The sequence below is a fragment of the Pseudoalteromonas atlantica genome, assembly GCF_043641955.1.
Classification (GTDB): Bacteria; Pseudomonadota; Gammaproteobacteria; order Enterobacterales; family Alteromonadaceae; genus Pseudoalteromonas; species Pseudoalteromonas atlantica_A.
Genome location: NZ_JBHZRV010000002.1, coordinates 811,048 through 826,960, shown reverse-complemented (window position 1 = coordinate 826,960; position 15,913 = coordinate 811,048). Strand labels below are relative to the sequence as shown.

At 36.8% G+C, this 15,913-nt stretch carries 10 protein-coding genes; 9 read left to right on the top strand and 1 reads right to left on the bottom strand.

Features of this window, described 5'->3' with window-relative positions:
* Window positions 1–43: 43 nt before the first annotated feature.
* The 9 genes from ACHUE3_RS07190 to ACHUE3_RS07150 all read left to right on the top strand — a co-directional run bounded on the left by ACHUE3_RS07190 (window position 44) and on the right by ACHUE3_RS07150 (window position 15,413).
* Window positions 44–2,401, top strand: coding sequence for a DNA polymerase II (locus ACHUE3_RS07190; RefSeq protein ID WP_394191548.1), 2,358 nt, complete (start codon window positions 44–46; stop codon window positions 2,399–2,401).
* A 276-nt stretch (window positions 2,402–2,677) separates the two neighbouring features.
* Window positions 2,678–5,296 (top strand): TonB-dependent receptor domain-containing protein, encoded by a 2,619-nt coding sequence (locus ACHUE3_RS07185; RefSeq protein ID WP_394191546.1) that lies wholly within the window; start codon window positions 2,678–2,680, stop codon window positions 5,294–5,296.
* Between the two features lie 69 nt (window positions 5,297–5,365).
* Entirely contained in the window at window positions 5,366–6,238 is an 873-nt protein-coding gene (locus ACHUE3_RS07180) for a class I SAM-dependent methyltransferase (protein WP_394191544.1), read from the top strand.
* 407 nt (window positions 6,239–6,645) lie between these two features.
* Complete coding sequence (locus ACHUE3_RS07175) at window positions 6,646–9,384, top strand: TonB-dependent receptor domain-containing protein (protein ID WP_394191542.1); 2,739 nt, start codon at window positions 6,646–6,648, stop codon at window positions 9,382–9,384.
* Between the two features lie 63 nt (window positions 9,385–9,447).
* Window positions 9,448–9,699, top strand: a complete 252-nt coding sequence (locus ACHUE3_RS07170) for a hypothetical protein (RefSeq protein WP_394191540.1) — start codon at window positions 9,448–9,450, stop codon at window positions 9,697–9,699.
* A 1-nt stretch (window position 9,700) separates the two neighbouring features.
* Entirely contained in the window at window positions 9,701–10,606 is a 906-nt protein-coding gene (locus tag ACHUE3_RS07165) for a hypothetical protein (protein ID WP_394191538.1), read from the top strand.
* 696 nt (window positions 10,607–11,302) lie between these two features.
* The gene (locus ACHUE3_RS07160; RefSeq protein ID WP_394191536.1) at window positions 11,303–13,204 is read left to right on the top strand and encodes a response regulator; all 1,902 of its coding nucleotides are present in this window, start codon (window positions 11,303–11,305) and stop codon (window positions 13,202–13,204) included.
* 88 nt (window positions 13,205–13,292) lie between these two features.
* A complete protein-coding gene (locus ACHUE3_RS07155; protein WP_394191534.1) occupies window positions 13,293–13,595 on the top strand; it encodes an H-NS family nucleoid-associated regulatory protein in 303 nt (100 codons plus the stop codon).
* 63 nt (window positions 13,596–13,658) lie between these two features.
* Window positions 13,659–15,413 carry a DEAD/DEAH box helicase family protein gene (locus tag ACHUE3_RS07150; RefSeq protein WP_394191532.1) on the top strand — a complete coding sequence of 585 codons (1,755 nt, stop codon included), beginning with the start codon at window positions 13,659–13,661 and terminating at the stop codon, window positions 15,411–15,413.
* A gap of 24 nt (window positions 15,414–15,437) precedes the next feature.
* Here the strand turns inward: ACHUE3_RS07150 and ACHUE3_RS07145 are convergent, their stop codons facing one another.
* A complete protein-coding gene (locus ACHUE3_RS07145; RefSeq protein ID WP_394191530.1) occupies window positions 15,438–15,764 on the bottom strand; it encodes a ribonuclease E inhibitor RraB in 327 nt (108 codons plus the stop codon).
* Window positions 15,765–15,913: the final 149 nt, after the last annotated feature.

The window sequence follows — 15,913 nt, the reverse complement described above, 5'->3', positions numbered from 1 at the left end:
TATGTATATAATTACAGTGCTATATATTAATTGGGATCGGACATTGACACAAGCAATCTATCAAGGCTTTATACTATCAAGGCAACAATACTCTTCTAACAAGTATAACCCCCAAGAAGGTATTACTCTGTGTTATTGGTTGTCTAGCGATGTTGGCCCGATAAAAGTGTTAATACCTAATCAATCGGCTTTGTTTTTTATACGCTCCTCAGATGTTGAAAAAGCAAGCGCTTTATTACAGTCCGCTACAATTCCAGTCGACATAAAAGATGTATCAATACACCATTTTGACTCAGAAAAATGCATAGCCTGTTACTTTTCTTCAACTCAAACATTATATAAAGCACGCACATTACTTGAGCCGTCAATCTCAATTTATGAAGCAGATATTCGCCACACTGACCGCTTTTTGATGGAGCGCTTTATTCGTGGCAGTGTTTATGTCACTGGAGAGGTCACGCAAAAGCAAAATTACATTCAAATTAATCATGCGCAAATAAAAGCAGCGGATAACTATATACCCTTATTTAAGCGTTTATCGTTAGATATAGAATGCAGTGGAGAAGGAGTACTTTTCTCAATCGGTCTTGTGGGTGATGACATAGATTGTGTGCTGATGATTGGCGAGCCAATAGAATCTAAAAAGTCAATTGTGTGGTGTCATGATGAACTTGATTTACTCAATCACCTTCAAGCTTTTATCTTAGAAGTGGATCCCGATATCCTCATTGGCTGGAATGTAATCGAGTTTGACTTTTCTGTCCTTTACAAGCGTGCTGAAGAGCTTGGAGTAAAGCTATTAGTAGGAAGAGATCACTCACCTCTATTTGTAAAGGAAGGTCATTTTACGCGTTTAACAATACCTGGTCGTTGCGTTATCGATGGAATTGATACGTTAAAAAATGCAACGTATCACTATGATAGTTTTTCGCTTGCAAACGTGAGTCACAAAGTATTAGGTGAAGAGAAACTAATAAAAAGCAATAACCGTTTAAGTGAAATCGTTCGCCAATATAATGAAGACAAACTGGCACTTGCAGCCTATAACCGCCAAGATTGCGTTTTAGTTAATAGAATATTCGATAAGCTTAAACTTATAGAGTTTGCCGTTGTTCGTACTGAATTAACAGGCTTAGAGCTTGAGCGGATGGGTGGCTCAGTGGCTGCGTTTACTAACTTGTACTTACCGTTACTTCACCGAAGTGGCTATGTTGCACCTAATTTAGGTGAGCATGGTTTAACGTTTGAAAGCCCTGGTGGCTATGTTATGGAGTCAACACCAGGACTTTATAAAAACGTGTTGGTTTTAGATTTTAAAAGTTTATACCCTTCTATTATGCGCACCTTTTGTATTGATCCATTGGGTTTAATTAAAGGGCTTGATAATGTGAGTGATGCAATCCCTGGGTTCTATGAAGCTTACTTTTCAAAAGAGCAGCATCATTTACCAAACTTAATCAAAGAGCTTGCTGCGTCTCGCCAACGTGCTAAAGAAACCGACCAACCTATGTTATCGCAAGCGATTAAAATTATAATGAACAGTTTATATGGTGTGCTCGGTTCAAAAGGCTGTCGGTTTTATGATCCGCGTTTATCGAGTTCAATTACCCTTCGCGGCCATGAGATCATGCAAACGACACGTAAATGGCTCGAAGAACTGGGTCACACAGTTATTTATGGCGACACTGACTCGACCTTTGTCTGTCTAGATGAAGCAATGACTGCACAGCAATGTAAGCAGGAGGGGAGCCGGCTGGCTCTTATCATCAATAAACAATGGCAAGAAGATATAAAAAGTCGATTTGATTTAGAAAGTTATTTAGAAATAGAATTTGAAACTCACTACAGTCCCTTTTTTATGCCCACTATACGTGGAAAGACAACTGGCTCCAAAAAACGCTATGTGGGTCAAGTTGATAATGATGGAGACAAAAAGCTGGTATTCAAAGGTATGGAAACCGTGCGCAGCGATTGGACACAGCTTGCACAAGAATTTCAGGTAGCGCTTTTTGAGTTGTTATTTAAAGATAACTTTGACGCCACAATGTTAACAACAGTTATCGAAAGTTATATCGAACGATTATATGCTGGTGAGTTCGATAGTAAGTTAATTTACCGTAAACGCCTAGGCCAACATTTATCCGATTATCAAAAAAACATCCCACCTCACGTACAAGCAATAAAAAAATATCAAGCTAATAACCCTGAATTTGAAATAGCAAAGGGACAGGTTGTTGAATATGTATATACAAATAACGGGGCGCAATTACACCAAATTGGCAACAAGTTTGATTATGCAGTCTATGTCGAAAAACAAATAAAACCTATCGCACAAATGATACTTCAACCATTAAAGTTAGACTTTCAAAGTACAAAAAAGAGCCAGTTAGACCTGTTTTGATTGTTGTCAAAAAGGAAACTAAGTTCCCATATTAAATCCTCAGATGCTAAATTGTAACATTTAAAGAATTTCAATTGTCCCTTTAAAGTGTATTTTTGTACCTTTTTGGTGTGTTTTTTGGGTTAATTGCTCAAATTAGTTTAATTATTCGTGAACAGATGTTGGCAGTCGTGATTTTTTTGTTTAGTATCTTTGTGTGATTGCAACTTTAGATGTGTAATCGTTTACAAAAGCTAAATAAAAATAACCGCAATATAGTGGTCCAGGGAGAATCAAATGTTAAATAATAAAGTTTCAAAAGCTGTTCGCTTAGCGATTGCTTTTGGTGCAGTTTCAACTGCAGCCTTTTCAGCAAACTCATTTGCTGCCGAAGAAGGCGCAGAGAAAGTTGAACGTATCCAAGTAACAGGTTCACGTATCAAACGTACTGACCTTGAAGGTGCGTCACCAGTTATCTCACTTACAGCTCAAGACATAAAGATGGAAGGTGACTTTACAGTTGCTGATGCTTTACGTTCTAGCTCTTTAAACTCTTTCGGTTCATTCTCTGAGCGTTCAGGTAGCTCAGCGCAGTCGCAAGCAACTATTAACCTTCGTGGTGCTGGTTCACGTCGTACTCTTGTACTTCTAAATGGCCGTCGTTTCCCAGGTTCACCTACTCTTGGTGGTGCTTCTGCAAACCTTAATGCTATTCCAATGGCAGCTGTTGAACGTATCGATATCATGACTGAAGGTGCTTCTTCAATCTATGGTTCTGATGCAATGGCAGGTGTTGTTAACGTAATCTTAAAAGACAACTTTGAAGGTTTAACTTTCAATGTTGGTGCTGGTCATCGTGACCAAGATGAAGGCACAACTTCATCTGAGTTCTCAGTGGTTGGTGGTATTTCGAACGACAAAGGTAACATTACGTTCTCTTTCGACCATCAAAAGCGTAAAGGCATCAGTGATGCTGCTCGTGAATACACTAAGGCAAAAATTGGTGATTTAGACGGCGACGGTGACATCGAAGCTTACACTGCTGATACTGTTGGTTGGTCTTACTACGGTGCAACTGTTTTATCTCCAGATTTTGAAACGGCATCTGCATCTTTAAAGTGTGATGATTTAATAGCAGAATACGGTGAAGATACGTTCCGTCGTGTTGACGCAAATGAAGATTGGGGCCCTGGTTCTGAATACTGTATGTATGCTTACGGTAACGTTTCTTACAACACTGCTTCAATCGACCGTAACACATTATATGTAAGCTCTAACTATGAGCTATCTGAAAATGTAGAGTTCTTCGGTCAAGCAATGTTTGTTCAAAACTCTTCGTTTGGTCGTTACGCTCCTCCAGCTGCTGCGTGGACAAACATGTCAGCTGATAATGAACATAACCCATATGGTGTTGATGGCGCATACGGTCTTTTCCGTTGGGTAGGTATCGGTACTCGTGATGGTAACGTTGATGATTACAACCTAGATCTTACAGCGGGCCTTCGTGGTTTCATTGATTGGAACAATGCTTCTTGGGAAGTATATTACCACCGCAACAAGGCTGACAATAAGTCTGTAGGTCAATACTACCTTTCTTATTCAGGTCTTGCTTATAACGAACAAAATGATATCGATTTAGGCTCAGATGAAGGTACTGCTAACATGAAAGCAACTACTCTTCAGGAGTCTGCTTCTACATTCGACCAAGTTTTTGCTGGTATCGGTTTTGATTTAGGTGAATTATCTGGTGGTACAGTATCTCACTATGTAGGTGCTGAATACTTCGAGCAAACTTATGAAGATATCTATGATGGTCAGTCAGAAGCAGGTCTAATCGGTGGTTCAGCAGGTAACTCTTCTGAAGGTGTTCGTGATGTAACAGCTGTATTCTTTGAAACAGTGTTACCGGTAACAGATACTGTAGAAGTTAACTTAAAAGCACGTTACGATGATTACTCAGATTTCGGTGATAATGTTGCTCCAGCTGTATCAGCTCGCTGGGAACTTGCTGATGGTCTAGTATTACGTGGTTCATACTCTGAATCTTTCCGTGCGCCTGGTCTTGATTTGTTAAATGCTGCACGTACGTTCTCTGCTGAGTCAGCAATCGATTACGCTAACGGCTCAACTACATCACGCCAATATGATACTTATTACACAGCTAACTCAGAGCTAGATGCAGAATCATCTGATTACACTAACTTAGGTTTAGCATGGGATGTGAATGACAATGTGAGCTTAAAACTTGATTACTTCCAACTTTCAGTTGAAAACGTAATCCAGTCTAAGTCTCTACAGGGTCTTCTATCTGACGAAAGTGCTGGCTTAATCAGTGCTGTAGCAGTCGATGCTGATACTTCAAACGAGACTTTCTACTTGAAGCGTGCAGCATCAGGTACTCTAGTTGAAGCAGGTACGTCTTACTTCAACGGTGCAGGTTTCGAAATTGAAGGTATCGATTTCACAATCAATGCTAACCTTGAAACTGCATTCGGTGACTTACGTTTCAGCAATGTTAACAGCTTTGTACTTGCATATGACTCAGAAGTAGGTGGTACGGTTCAAAATACTACAGGTTGGTCTGGTCAACCAGAACTTAAGTCTGTAGCAACTGTGTCATGGTCTTATGAAGATCACTCAGTATCTTGGAACTCTACTTATACAGATAGCACATCTGAAACTGAACTTGATTCAGATGGTGATGGTTTCTACGAGCAAGATGGCAAGCTTGACAGCTGGTTAATCCACAACTTAACTTATACTTACCATGCAGGTGATTACGGTTCAGTTACTTTCACTGTTAATAACTTAACTGATGAAGATCCAGTGTTCTCTTCAGCTGGTACGTGGGACAACCAAGACTTGTATAATAACTTTGGTCGTGACTACCGTGTGAACTACACAGTTAGTTTCTAAGTTTTAATAAAACTATATTTAAAAAGGGCTGATTATTCAGCCCTTTTTTTACATCAATAAGAAGGGTATATGAAAGATTATTGGAGTGAATATTGGGCGCAGGGTTATATAACTTCTTTTGGTCAAGATATAAAAGATAATTATTCAGGTAAACTAAAAGAGTGCTGGGAAGGTTTCTCAAGTACATTAAATGCAGATGCTACTATTCTAGACATAGGTACAGGTAATGGAGCATTAATTGATTTAATAAATAATTCTCGCGTTCACAGTTTTACATTTTTCGCAGTCGATCAGGCACAATTAAAAGAAGATATTATAAAAAACTTACCAGGGACATTTATACCTAATACGAATGCAGAAAATCTTCCATTTGAAGATGAGTTATTTGATGCAGTAGTATCACAGTTTGCAATTGAATATAGTGACCTTCATGCCAGCATTAAAGAGTGTGGCAGGGTTTTAAAGAAAGGGGGCGCTTATCAGTTCATTTGTCACGAAAAAGACTCTGACATCGTTACTCCAAATGTAGATATATTAGCTTCAGCTAAACGAATTCAAAACACGTTTTTAAATGAGCTTCATCAGCTAATTATGTGTATCAAAAAAGGCGATGAAAAGTTAAGTGAAAAAATTGATTCTATAGAACTTTTGATAAAAGAAGAAAACTTAATAAACCCTTACGCATTCAATGCAACATTATTCCCAAGTTTTTATGAGTTTGTTTTAAGTAATAGAAAAATCGACCTAGAAAGGGCATTTACTTTATTCAATAAAGAGCTTGAAGGGCTAATATTTAGACTGAGTGATTTAGAAAATGCTGCAAAAAATAGTAACGAAATTTTAGGTTACATAAATGAATATAACTTATCAGTATCTACTGAAAAATTAATCGATAAAAATAAACAGTATATTGGAACACTTTATCAAGGTTATAAGCTTTAAAGTTGTGGGAAGTCCATTATATTTATTTTATGGATTTAGAAATGTAAAAAACCGTTGAGTAAAGCTATATACTATTCTGGTTTTAAAATTTCTTAGCCACCAATTAAATGCTAATGAGAAGCAGTTCATATTTAATGCCATTTATTTTCTTTTCGGTTTTTTTCTAGTAGTTTTATCATATTTCTACCTAAATTACATATGGTTACATTTCACCTTCACTGTTAACAGACGTTTTTTTTGTAAACAAAACGCCTCGCAAGTTAAAAAACTGTTGACCAAATGATGTTCCTGATATTAGTATATTTTCTCGCAATGGGGTACTTAGTTGCCATTACGTTAACTAAGTCACCCCTTTGGGGTCTAAAACTAATAAAATCATATTTCAAATATGACCAGGGAATAATCAAATGTTAAATAATAAAGTTTCAAAAGCAGTTCGCTTAGCGATTGCTTTCGGTGCAGCATCAACTGCTGCATTTTCAGCGAGCTCAATGGCTGCTGAAGAAGGCGTAGAAAAAGTTGAACGTATTCAAGTAACAGGTTCACGTATTAGCCGTACTGATATGGAAACTGCAACACCTGTTACAGTCTACACATCTGTTGAGATTGAAAAAACAGGTGTTTCTACTGTGGCAGAGTTTTTAAGAACTAATGCTTCTACTGGTGGATTTAATGAATCATCAACTCTTAGTCAAGCTGCAGGTGCTTCAGGTGTTGGTATCCGTGGTTTCGGCCCAGATTACACGCTAATTCTTTTAAACGGTCGCCGTTTACCTAAAAACTCAGCTGGTGGTGTATTTACTGATATTAACCAAATTCCTATGGCTGCCGTTTCACGTATTGATGTACTTACTGATGGTGCCTCTGCTATCTATGGTTCAGATGCTGTTGCTGGTGTAATTAATATCATCACAAAAACTGATATGGAAGGTGTTGAAGCTAAGGTAAAATATGGTGCTGCAGTTGAGCATATGGATGGCGACGAACTTCAGTTCTCTGTTACTGCAGGTGCTACAAGCGGTAATACTAATATCCTTTTCGCTGCTGATTACTTTGAGCGTCGCCCAATTATGGCAAAAAACCGTGAGATGGGTAGTACAGCTTTTCTAGAAGGTAAAGAAGGCGGTGACGGCCGTTCATCTTATGGTATTCCTGGCTGGACATTCTTATCAACCGATGTAGATGCAGCTGCTGGTTATGCTCCATTTTCTGATTGCCCTGAGCGTGATGTAGCAGCACCAGGTGTGTGTAAGTATGACTTTGCTCCACTTTATCAATTACAACCAGCAAGTGATAGACAATCAATATTCACTTCTCTAAATCATGAATACAGCGATAGCTTATCTTTTGATGCTCAGTTCCGTTATACAAGAGCTTATACTCTAAGTTCAAATGCTCCTGCTCCAGGCCAAGTAAACATCACTAATAGCCCATATTTAGAAGACTTTTTACTAAATGATCGTTTTGATGGTGATCAAGCCTTAACAGATCAAGTTATGGATTCAATTGAAGCTGGTGGCACGCAAGCATACATTGGTCGTCGTTATATTGATTTCCCTAATCGTCAGAAAGATAATACAAATGAAACGTTTGAAGCAATCGGTGGTGCAAACTATCTGATCAATGATAATTGGGAATTAGACTTTGATATCGGCTTCTCTCGCTTAACTAACCGTCAAATTGGTAAGGCTGGTCAACTACTTGTAGACGGTGTTGAGAGTGCATTTGCTGATGGTACACTGAATCCATTTATCGTTAATGATTGTAGTTCTGCTGAACTTTCTGATTTCTGTGAAGGCTTGAATTCTGCTATACACAGAACATCTGAATATGAACTTGCTTTCTCTTCATTAGCAGTTTCAGGTATTACTGGTTTAGAGCTTCCAGGTGGTGAAGTAGGTATTGCTGCTGGTGTTGATGTTCGTCGTGAGAATTATTTAGACCGCTCTGATCAAGCTTCAATCAACGGTGATGTAATTGGTGGTGCTGGTTCAAATGGTGGCGGTGTATTCCAAAACGAAGCAGTTTTCGTGGAAGTTAACTTACCGATTCTTGATAACTTAGAAGCGAGCCTAGCAGTACGTAATGACTCTGCAGACTGGGGTGAATCAGACGCAAGCGAAACAACTTACAGTGCGAAAATTTCTTACCGCGCGACAGATGACATAATGCTTCGTGCATCATATGGTACAGGCTTTAAAGCTCCAGCACTTGATTCACTTTACTTATCTTCTTCATTTGGTGTTACCAAAGCGGTTGACACTAAGTTATGTCAAGCAGCTGGAAACGATCCAAAACACCCAGATTGTTTAGAACAAGAGCTTAACTCTAAATCTGGTGGTAATGTTGAGTTAGAACCAGAGACGTCAGAGTCTTACAATTTAGGTTTAGTATATGATGTAACTGAAAACCTTTCATTTACAGTCGATTACTGGTCATTGACTATAGAAAGTATTGTTGGCTCTCTTGGTATTCAAGAAATCCTTGATGAAGAAGCTAAAGGTAATCTTACTGAATTAGTAGTTCGTAACTCATCAGGTCGTTTAACTGATACTGCTAGAACTGGTTTTGTAAAAACAGATTTACAAAACTTAAGTGAAGCTAGTGCGTCAGGTTTGAACTATGACATTCAATATGACACAGATTTAGGCTTTGGTTCTTTAACATCACGTCTAACTATTGAGCAGTATTTAAGCTTTGAGTCTCAAAATTCTGCAACTCAACCATTGTGTGACTCAATTGAAGATGATTCAACTCGTAAATATAACGCAAATGGTAATCTAACGCTTGAAACTGGTGATTTCACCACATCAATTAATATGCGTTTCTTACCAGGTTATGATTCGTACGATAAGCGTGATACAGCTGCAAAGTCGTGTAATTTAGTTGGTTATTATGATACTGAACAAGATAAGGATGGTAACTACACTGACTTCGGTCGTAGTCAGCATTTTGCCTCTTACCTACAGTTTGATTTAACTGGTGCATATCATATCGATGAAAGCAACAGCTTAACTATTGGTATTCGTAACTTACTTGATAGACAGCCACCATTTAGCTCAGTAAATGATTGGCCTTTCTACAGTCAGTCAACTTATGACAACATTGGCCGATTCGCATATGTTCAATATGACATCAAGTTCTAATATTTATTAGGAACAAATTAGAGCGCTTTTTAGCGCTCTTTTTTTAATTAAGGATAAGTCTCTATGAAAGTTATATCAATTTTAGTTGTTTTTTTTATTGCGGGTTGTAATTCAACGTCACAATCAGAAAGTGATGAAGTTGCACTTAAGAATGCAGAAAGTGATAGTAATTACGTATGTCAGACTGTGAAGAAAACAGGTTCACATTTCAATAAGAGAAGATGTATAACAAAAGAAGCTAAAAAAAGGGAAGAAGAAAATGCAAAGAAAACAATGGAAGATCTTGATCGCAATTGGACCTTAAATGGAGGTTAAAATGTACTATCGTTTTTTTCGAATATTTTTAGTCTTCACACTTTGTAGTACCTCTTTTTTTTCATTTGGTAGTGCATCTGAATGGATTGATTTTGAAGTTAAGAATGGCAAAGTGATTGTACCCGCTAAAATTGAAGGGATTAAAGTTAAAGCAGTACTGGATACTGGTTTAAAAAAACATTACATAAGTGATTCTTTTTTAGCAAAACACCCTATTTCTGAAAGGAAAGGTCAGTCGATAACTATAAAAGACACTACTACAGAAAAAAATAAGTTTTTATACAATCAAGTTCAATTAGATATCTTTGGCTTTGAGAATAAACTAGACACTATGATTCCTACATCAGTTTCAGAAGGCGATATTGTCTTAGGCAGTGGTTTCTTTTTTAATTTTGTGATGCAATTTGATTTTTCAAATCAACGATTAAGATTTCTCGAAAGAGGTTCAATCAACTTAAAAGAAGTCGAAAATATTGAGATGCGTCTGCATAGACAATCAGCTTTGCCGATAGTTAAAGTTAAGCTCGATAATAAGAAAAGTGTTTGGGTGATTTTATCTACGGGTTCAAAAGAAGGCTTAAGGTTGGATAGGTTGGTCGTAGAATCTGAAGGTTGGGATAAATCTTTACCTTCTCAATCGATTGAAATAACAGAAATCAACGGCAAACAGTCCTATGACATTATGAACTTACCTAAAGTAGAGTTTGGTCCATTTAGCATTGATGAAGTTTCAACTGCTTTTTCAAAGAAAGGAGCTAAATTTCAACTTTTAGACAATAACTCTTTCACCGGTTCATACATGAAAGGAATGGACGTTAAGGGTGTATTAGGTTACGATATTTTACAGCACTTTTTAATTACAGTGGATTTCAAGAATGGTCGTATGCATGTAGGTATCCCTGAATAAAATATGATTATTACTTATGCTAAGGGCGTGAAAAGTCTTTTACTACTTAAATTTTACAATGCTAGTATAATTAAGCGCCCTTTAATTAATCTTTACCTGAAGTAAATACAAGCTCTAACTGATTGAGTAATATTAATTTTAAGCTTTTTCGGTGTAGTATAATAATTCAGTTTATGTATCCACTTTGTGTTTTAAGGTAAATCTGCCATTAATTAAACTGGAAGTTTTAAGCACCAAAAATGGCTATGTGCAATCCCTCTTAACTCCGATTTTATCAAGTGTTGACCTACCAACCTTTAAATTAGTTATTGGTATATTGGTTTTTATTTCTATAGGCCAAGTATTTCATTAAGCTTCGTTTATGATGGTATTTAATGGAGCCCTAATTTATGGAATGGTAGCTTTATTACCTCATATTTATTCCAGATTTTTTTCATGCTGGATCTCCCATACCTAAACTAATTAAAGTAATAATTAGGCACTTGGACTTTATAGTTTCCATCAAGTATTTAAAATAAGGTGGGGGTGGACTATGTGATACATTAAATACCTTAGCGAGTTTGAAAGCGATAAGCTGATGAGAACGTATATATTATGATTTATATCTTCTATTTTATATCACTACTAGCGATAGTTACGCTTTTTGTAATAACTATTAAAGTTTGTAAGATTAAAGGTTGGTTTGTAAGAAAAGACATGTTTGTTCAAAATATGCATGCCATGGAATCTGTTATGCCATATTTTTATATTCAAGACACTGAAAATATATTTTTATATTGTAATGAGGCATGTCTAAAAAAATTTAATGTTTTATTTAATGATACGAGTGGGTCTTTAAGTGGAATTAACTCTTTAGCACAGTACATGTTTCGGTTAAATGATGAAGTAATTGATACTTCTCAATCATTAAGTTTTTGTATATTCATACCTAATAATATAGGCTTATTAATCAAAGTAGAATGCTCTAAAACCCCTTATTTAAATAATGCAGGCAAGATAGCTGGCGTCATTACTTTTTTAACGGAACTAAAACCGGTTGTTAATGAAAATATATTCTCAAATATTCAACCTGATCAAAATACCGGGTTAATAAATGCTTTTTCAGACGGTAATTGTCAGTTTGAATATTTTCCGAATGGAGAAGGGCGTTTTTTAGAGTTATCAACAGATGCATTGATACTGTTAGGTTTAACAGAGAGTGCGGTTAATAAAAAAGGAATAACAGGGTGTATATCACCTGCTATTTGCGACAAAGATAGAGTTAACATAGCCCTTGCTTTTAAAAATATTGATAGCGATACCAATAAACTAGCGTGTTCATTTCGTTACAACTCGAAAGGGAAAATACGCCAATGTAACTTTGTTGCGATTAGAGATGTTGCATTTAGCGAAAAATCACAAAGTAGTTTATGGCATGGGATTTTTATAGACGTAGGTATTATAGGTAAAGATGCTGAACTTGAAAAAAATTTGGCCCCACTGATAGACCAAGGTATAAGGAATAAAGAACCATGGCTTCTATTCAAATATCACCAGGCTTTAGTTGATGGTCTTACTCTCAATTTAATTAACTTTAAAATATGCCAACAACCTACTATAAGTGACGTATTAAATAATACGGCTAATATTGTATTTATGTTGGACGATTTAGTTCAGCAGTATGGTCGAAAGTGGCTTGACTGCATTATTGATTTTAAAGGCAAAGTGATTGTTGTAGCAACAAATGGCGAACAGCTTCATTATTATACTGAATCAATAGTTCAAATACCGTTAACGCAAATTAGTAAAATTAAATTCGCAACCCTGTTCTGTCATACTGATTCATCTTTGGCAAATAAGGCACCTTTTCAGCCTTGTAACTTTAATGTGTTAGTTGCAGAAGATAATCAGATCAATCAATTTCTAATTAAAAACCAGCTTGAACAGTTAGGGTGTGATGTAACGATAGTTGATAACGGTAAGGTTGCACTTGAAAAATTAAATGAACAGAAATTTGATATCGTCATTACTGACTGTCAAATGCCTGTGATTGACGGCTTTGAGCTTGCTAAGCAAATTCGTCAGAACGCGCTACCAATAATCAGAGACTTACCCATTATCGGCCTTACGGCAGATAACTCAAAAGATATATCTGTTTTATCTCATAATGTTGGTATAAATCATGTGTTGTTTAAACCGTATGCAATTGCTGATTTGTATGAGGTTTTAATTGATTTGGTTGAATCATCTGCCCTAGGTCATAATGACGTTGAATCGTTAGTTTGTAGTGAAATAGCTGTTCCAGAGTTATCTCAATGGGTGGGGGTTTTCGGCACTGAAGCAGATGCAGTTACGATGGCGCGTATTTTTCATGAAACATTAGAAGCAGATATATTAGCGCTGCAAAAGGCCATTGAAGAGAATAATCCTCCAATGTGCCAGAAAATATTGCACCGAATAAAAGGGTCAATAGTGATGGTTAAAATGGATACAATCACACAACAAATAGAAGAGTGCGAAGCGTTCATTTCACTTGAAAATCGTATAGATAATCGGTTAAATAAATTAGTAACCAACCTTGTGCAAATAAATAAAGTTGTTCTGACTTGGTTAGTTTAAAATAGTTACTGCTTAGATTATTATTAATAATATGCTTATAATGGATTATAGTTAAAACCTAAACCCTTTATTTATTTTTGAGAGTCAAATGAAAGAAATACGTTCATTTATTAAAAATGCTAGTTTATCTGAGTTAGAAAAAGCGCAGTCATTAATTAATAATGCAATTGATAAGTTCACCGAGCAACAACAGGCTAAGCAAGAAGTGCTCGACTTACTAAAAGAAAAAGGATTAACACTGGAAGATCTCCAAGATGTTGCTGGTGACAAGCGCACTAAGGTGTTACCTAAATACAGAATTGAACACGAAGGTAAAATCGTAGAGTGGACTGGCCGTGGTAAACGTCCTAAAGCGTTTCAAGGTGTAGAGTTAACAGATCACCTAGCATAATTTGAATATGCCCATTAATACGCCAATGATTCATTCATTGGCTTTTTTGTTTAAGTAGTATCGATGAGTTATATATTAAGGCCTTATCAACAAGAGGCTGTAGAGCGCACTGTTGCTCACTTTAGAAAAACAGATAATGCAGCAGTCATTGTATTACCAACAGGCGCAGGTAAAAGCTTAGTTATTGCTGAATTGGCTCGTATCGCCAAACAAAAAATTCTTGTATTAGCCCATGTAAAAGAGTTAGTTGAACAAAATGCAGAAAAGTATTTAAGCTATGGCCTTCAAGCAAGTATATTTTCAGCTGGATTGAAGCAAAAATCCCTTTCACATCAAGTTACATTTGCCAGCGTACAATCTTTATCGCGAAACCTATCACAATTAAATGAACATTACTCTTTACTCATTATTGATGAGTGCCACCGTGTGAGTGATGATGAAAACAGTCAATATTTAAAAATAATCAAAACACTTAAAGAATATAATCCAAAGCTCAAAGTGTTAGGTTTAACAGCGACGCCTTACAGATTGGGTATAGGGTGGATATACCATAAGCATTATCATGGATTTGTACGCGGCAGTGAGGCAAGTCCATTTAAACAATGTATATTTGAATTACCACTGCGTTATATGATCAAAAATCAGTTTTTAACATTACCAAAAGAGGTGGATGCTGCATTAAGTCATTATGATTTTTCATCGCTAAAAAGTGATAGCTTTGGCCGATTTAATCAAGATGACTTAAATACATTATTAAAAGCAAACACGCGGGCCACTCAGTCTATTTGTAGCGATATATTAACTCTTAGTGAAACGCGTAAAGGGGTGATGGTGTTTGCCGCAACGGTCCGCCATGCGCAGGAGGTATTAAGTTATTTCCCTCAGCAATCCAGTGCATTAATAACAGGAGATACCCCTACACATGAGCGTGATGAAATGATCCGCTCTTTTAAGTCAAAACAGCTCAAGTATTTAATAAACGTGTCTGTTTTAACAACTGGATTTGATGCCCCTCATGTCGATTTTATAGCGATATTACGCCCCACAGAGTCAGTAAGTTTGTATCAACAAATCGTAGGTCGTGGGTTAAGGTTAAGTGAAGGAAAGAAAGATTGCCTTGTGATAGATTATGCCGGAAATGGGTTTGATTTATTTTATCCTGAGGTTGGAAATAAAAAGGCAGACAGTGATAATGAACCTGTGCAAGTACTTTGCCCAGGCTGTGGGTTTGCCAATATATTTTGGGGTAAAACCGATTCTCAAGGGAAAGTCACCGAGCATTTTGGCCGGCGTTGTCAAGGCTTGCTAGAAGACGAAACAGATTCAGCACAATGTGATTATCGCTTTAGATTTAAAGAGTGTGAACAGTGCGGTGCTCAAAATGATATTGCAGCGAGAGTGTGTCAATCGTGTGATGCAACACTTGCTGATCCGGATGATAAATTACGCGCAGCGTTAAATTTAAAAGATGCATTAGTATTGCGATGCAGCGGCTTGAGTGTCCAGGCACTGAACTCAAATAGTAGTGTTATTAAATTAACCTACTTTGATGAGGATGGTGCAAGCTGCGATGAAATATTTGATTTTTCTAATTCGAAAGCCCGCTATATATTTAATAAACAGTTTGGCGTTCGCTCTTCCCAAGGGCGTGTACCGATTGAGTATCAAACGGCCAGAGAGGTAATTGCTGATGAGCTTAACTTAACTGCGCCTGATTTTGTTATTGCTCGAAAAAGCAAAAAGTATGGTTGGAAAGTGGCTGATAAACTATTCGATTACAAAGGTAACTTTAGAAAGGCTAACCAGTTAAGTCGTTAACTACTTAACTGGTTCCAATAGGGATTATTCGCTTTCTAATCCCCAACCATCGCCGTAGCCTTTATGGCCATTAGCAATGCTTTCTAGATACTGTTCTGTTTGACCAAGTAAGGTGTGATCAGGAACCATTTGAACTTGGGTGATAACTTCCCAGATACCTGTGTCTTTACATTGCACAAGTTGTGTTGTTGGCGCTAATTCATCTTCACTAATCGCTTTTGCAAATTGTTCAGCTTCAGGTTTTTGCTCAAACAAAATATAAAAATCAATTTTGTGCATTTGTGCTAAATCAATACCAGCATCAGCTATTTCAGTTAGTAATTGGCCATTGTCGTCATCAGGAAATTGCATTTAGAAGCTCTATAATATTATCTCAAATTCGTTATCGCTATTGTAACCAAAATAAAGCAATTAAGCGTACTAATTTTCACATTTGAGTTGATGTGTCGCGGTACAGGCTTGTGGTATTATTAGGTTTCTTGAAGGTTCACTTGTTTTTT

What these genes read in the sequence shown, in the direction of transcription:
- ACHUE3_RS07160 (WP_394191536.1), top strand. Translation starts at nt 11,303, where the DNA reads ATGTTTGTTCAAAATATGCATGCCATGGAATCTGTTATGCCATATTTT.
- ACHUE3_RS07150 (WP_394191532.1), top strand. Translation starts at nt 13,659, where the DNA reads ATGAGTTATATATTAAGGCCTTATCAACAAGAGGCTGTAGAGCGCACT.
- ACHUE3_RS07185 (WP_394191546.1), top strand. Translation starts at nt 2,678, where the DNA reads ATGTTAAATAATAAAGTTTCAAAAGCTGTTCGCTTAGCGATTGCTTTT.
- ACHUE3_RS07175 (WP_394191542.1), top strand. Translation starts at nt 6,646, where the DNA reads ATGTTAAATAATAAAGTTTCAAAAGCAGTTCGCTTAGCGATTGCTTTC.
- ACHUE3_RS07180 (WP_394191544.1), top strand. Translation starts at nt 5,366, where the DNA reads ATGAAAGATTATTGGAGTGAATATTGGGCGCAGGGTTATATAACTTCT.
- ACHUE3_RS07155 (WP_394191534.1), top strand. Translation starts at nt 13,293, where the DNA reads ATGAAAGAAATACGTTCATTTATTAAAAATGCTAGTTTATCTGAGTTA.
- ACHUE3_RS07170 (WP_394191540.1), top strand. Translation starts at nt 9,448, where the DNA reads ATGAAAGTTATATCAATTTTAGTTGTTTTTTTTATTGCGGGTTGTAAT.
- ACHUE3_RS07145 (WP_394191530.1), bottom strand. Translation starts at nt 15,764, where the DNA reads ATGCAATTTCCTGATGACGACAATGGCCAATTACTAACTGAAATAGCT.
- ACHUE3_RS07165 (WP_394191538.1), top strand. Translation starts at nt 9,701, where the DNA reads ATGTACTATCGTTTTTTTCGAATATTTTTAGTCTTCACACTTTGTAGT.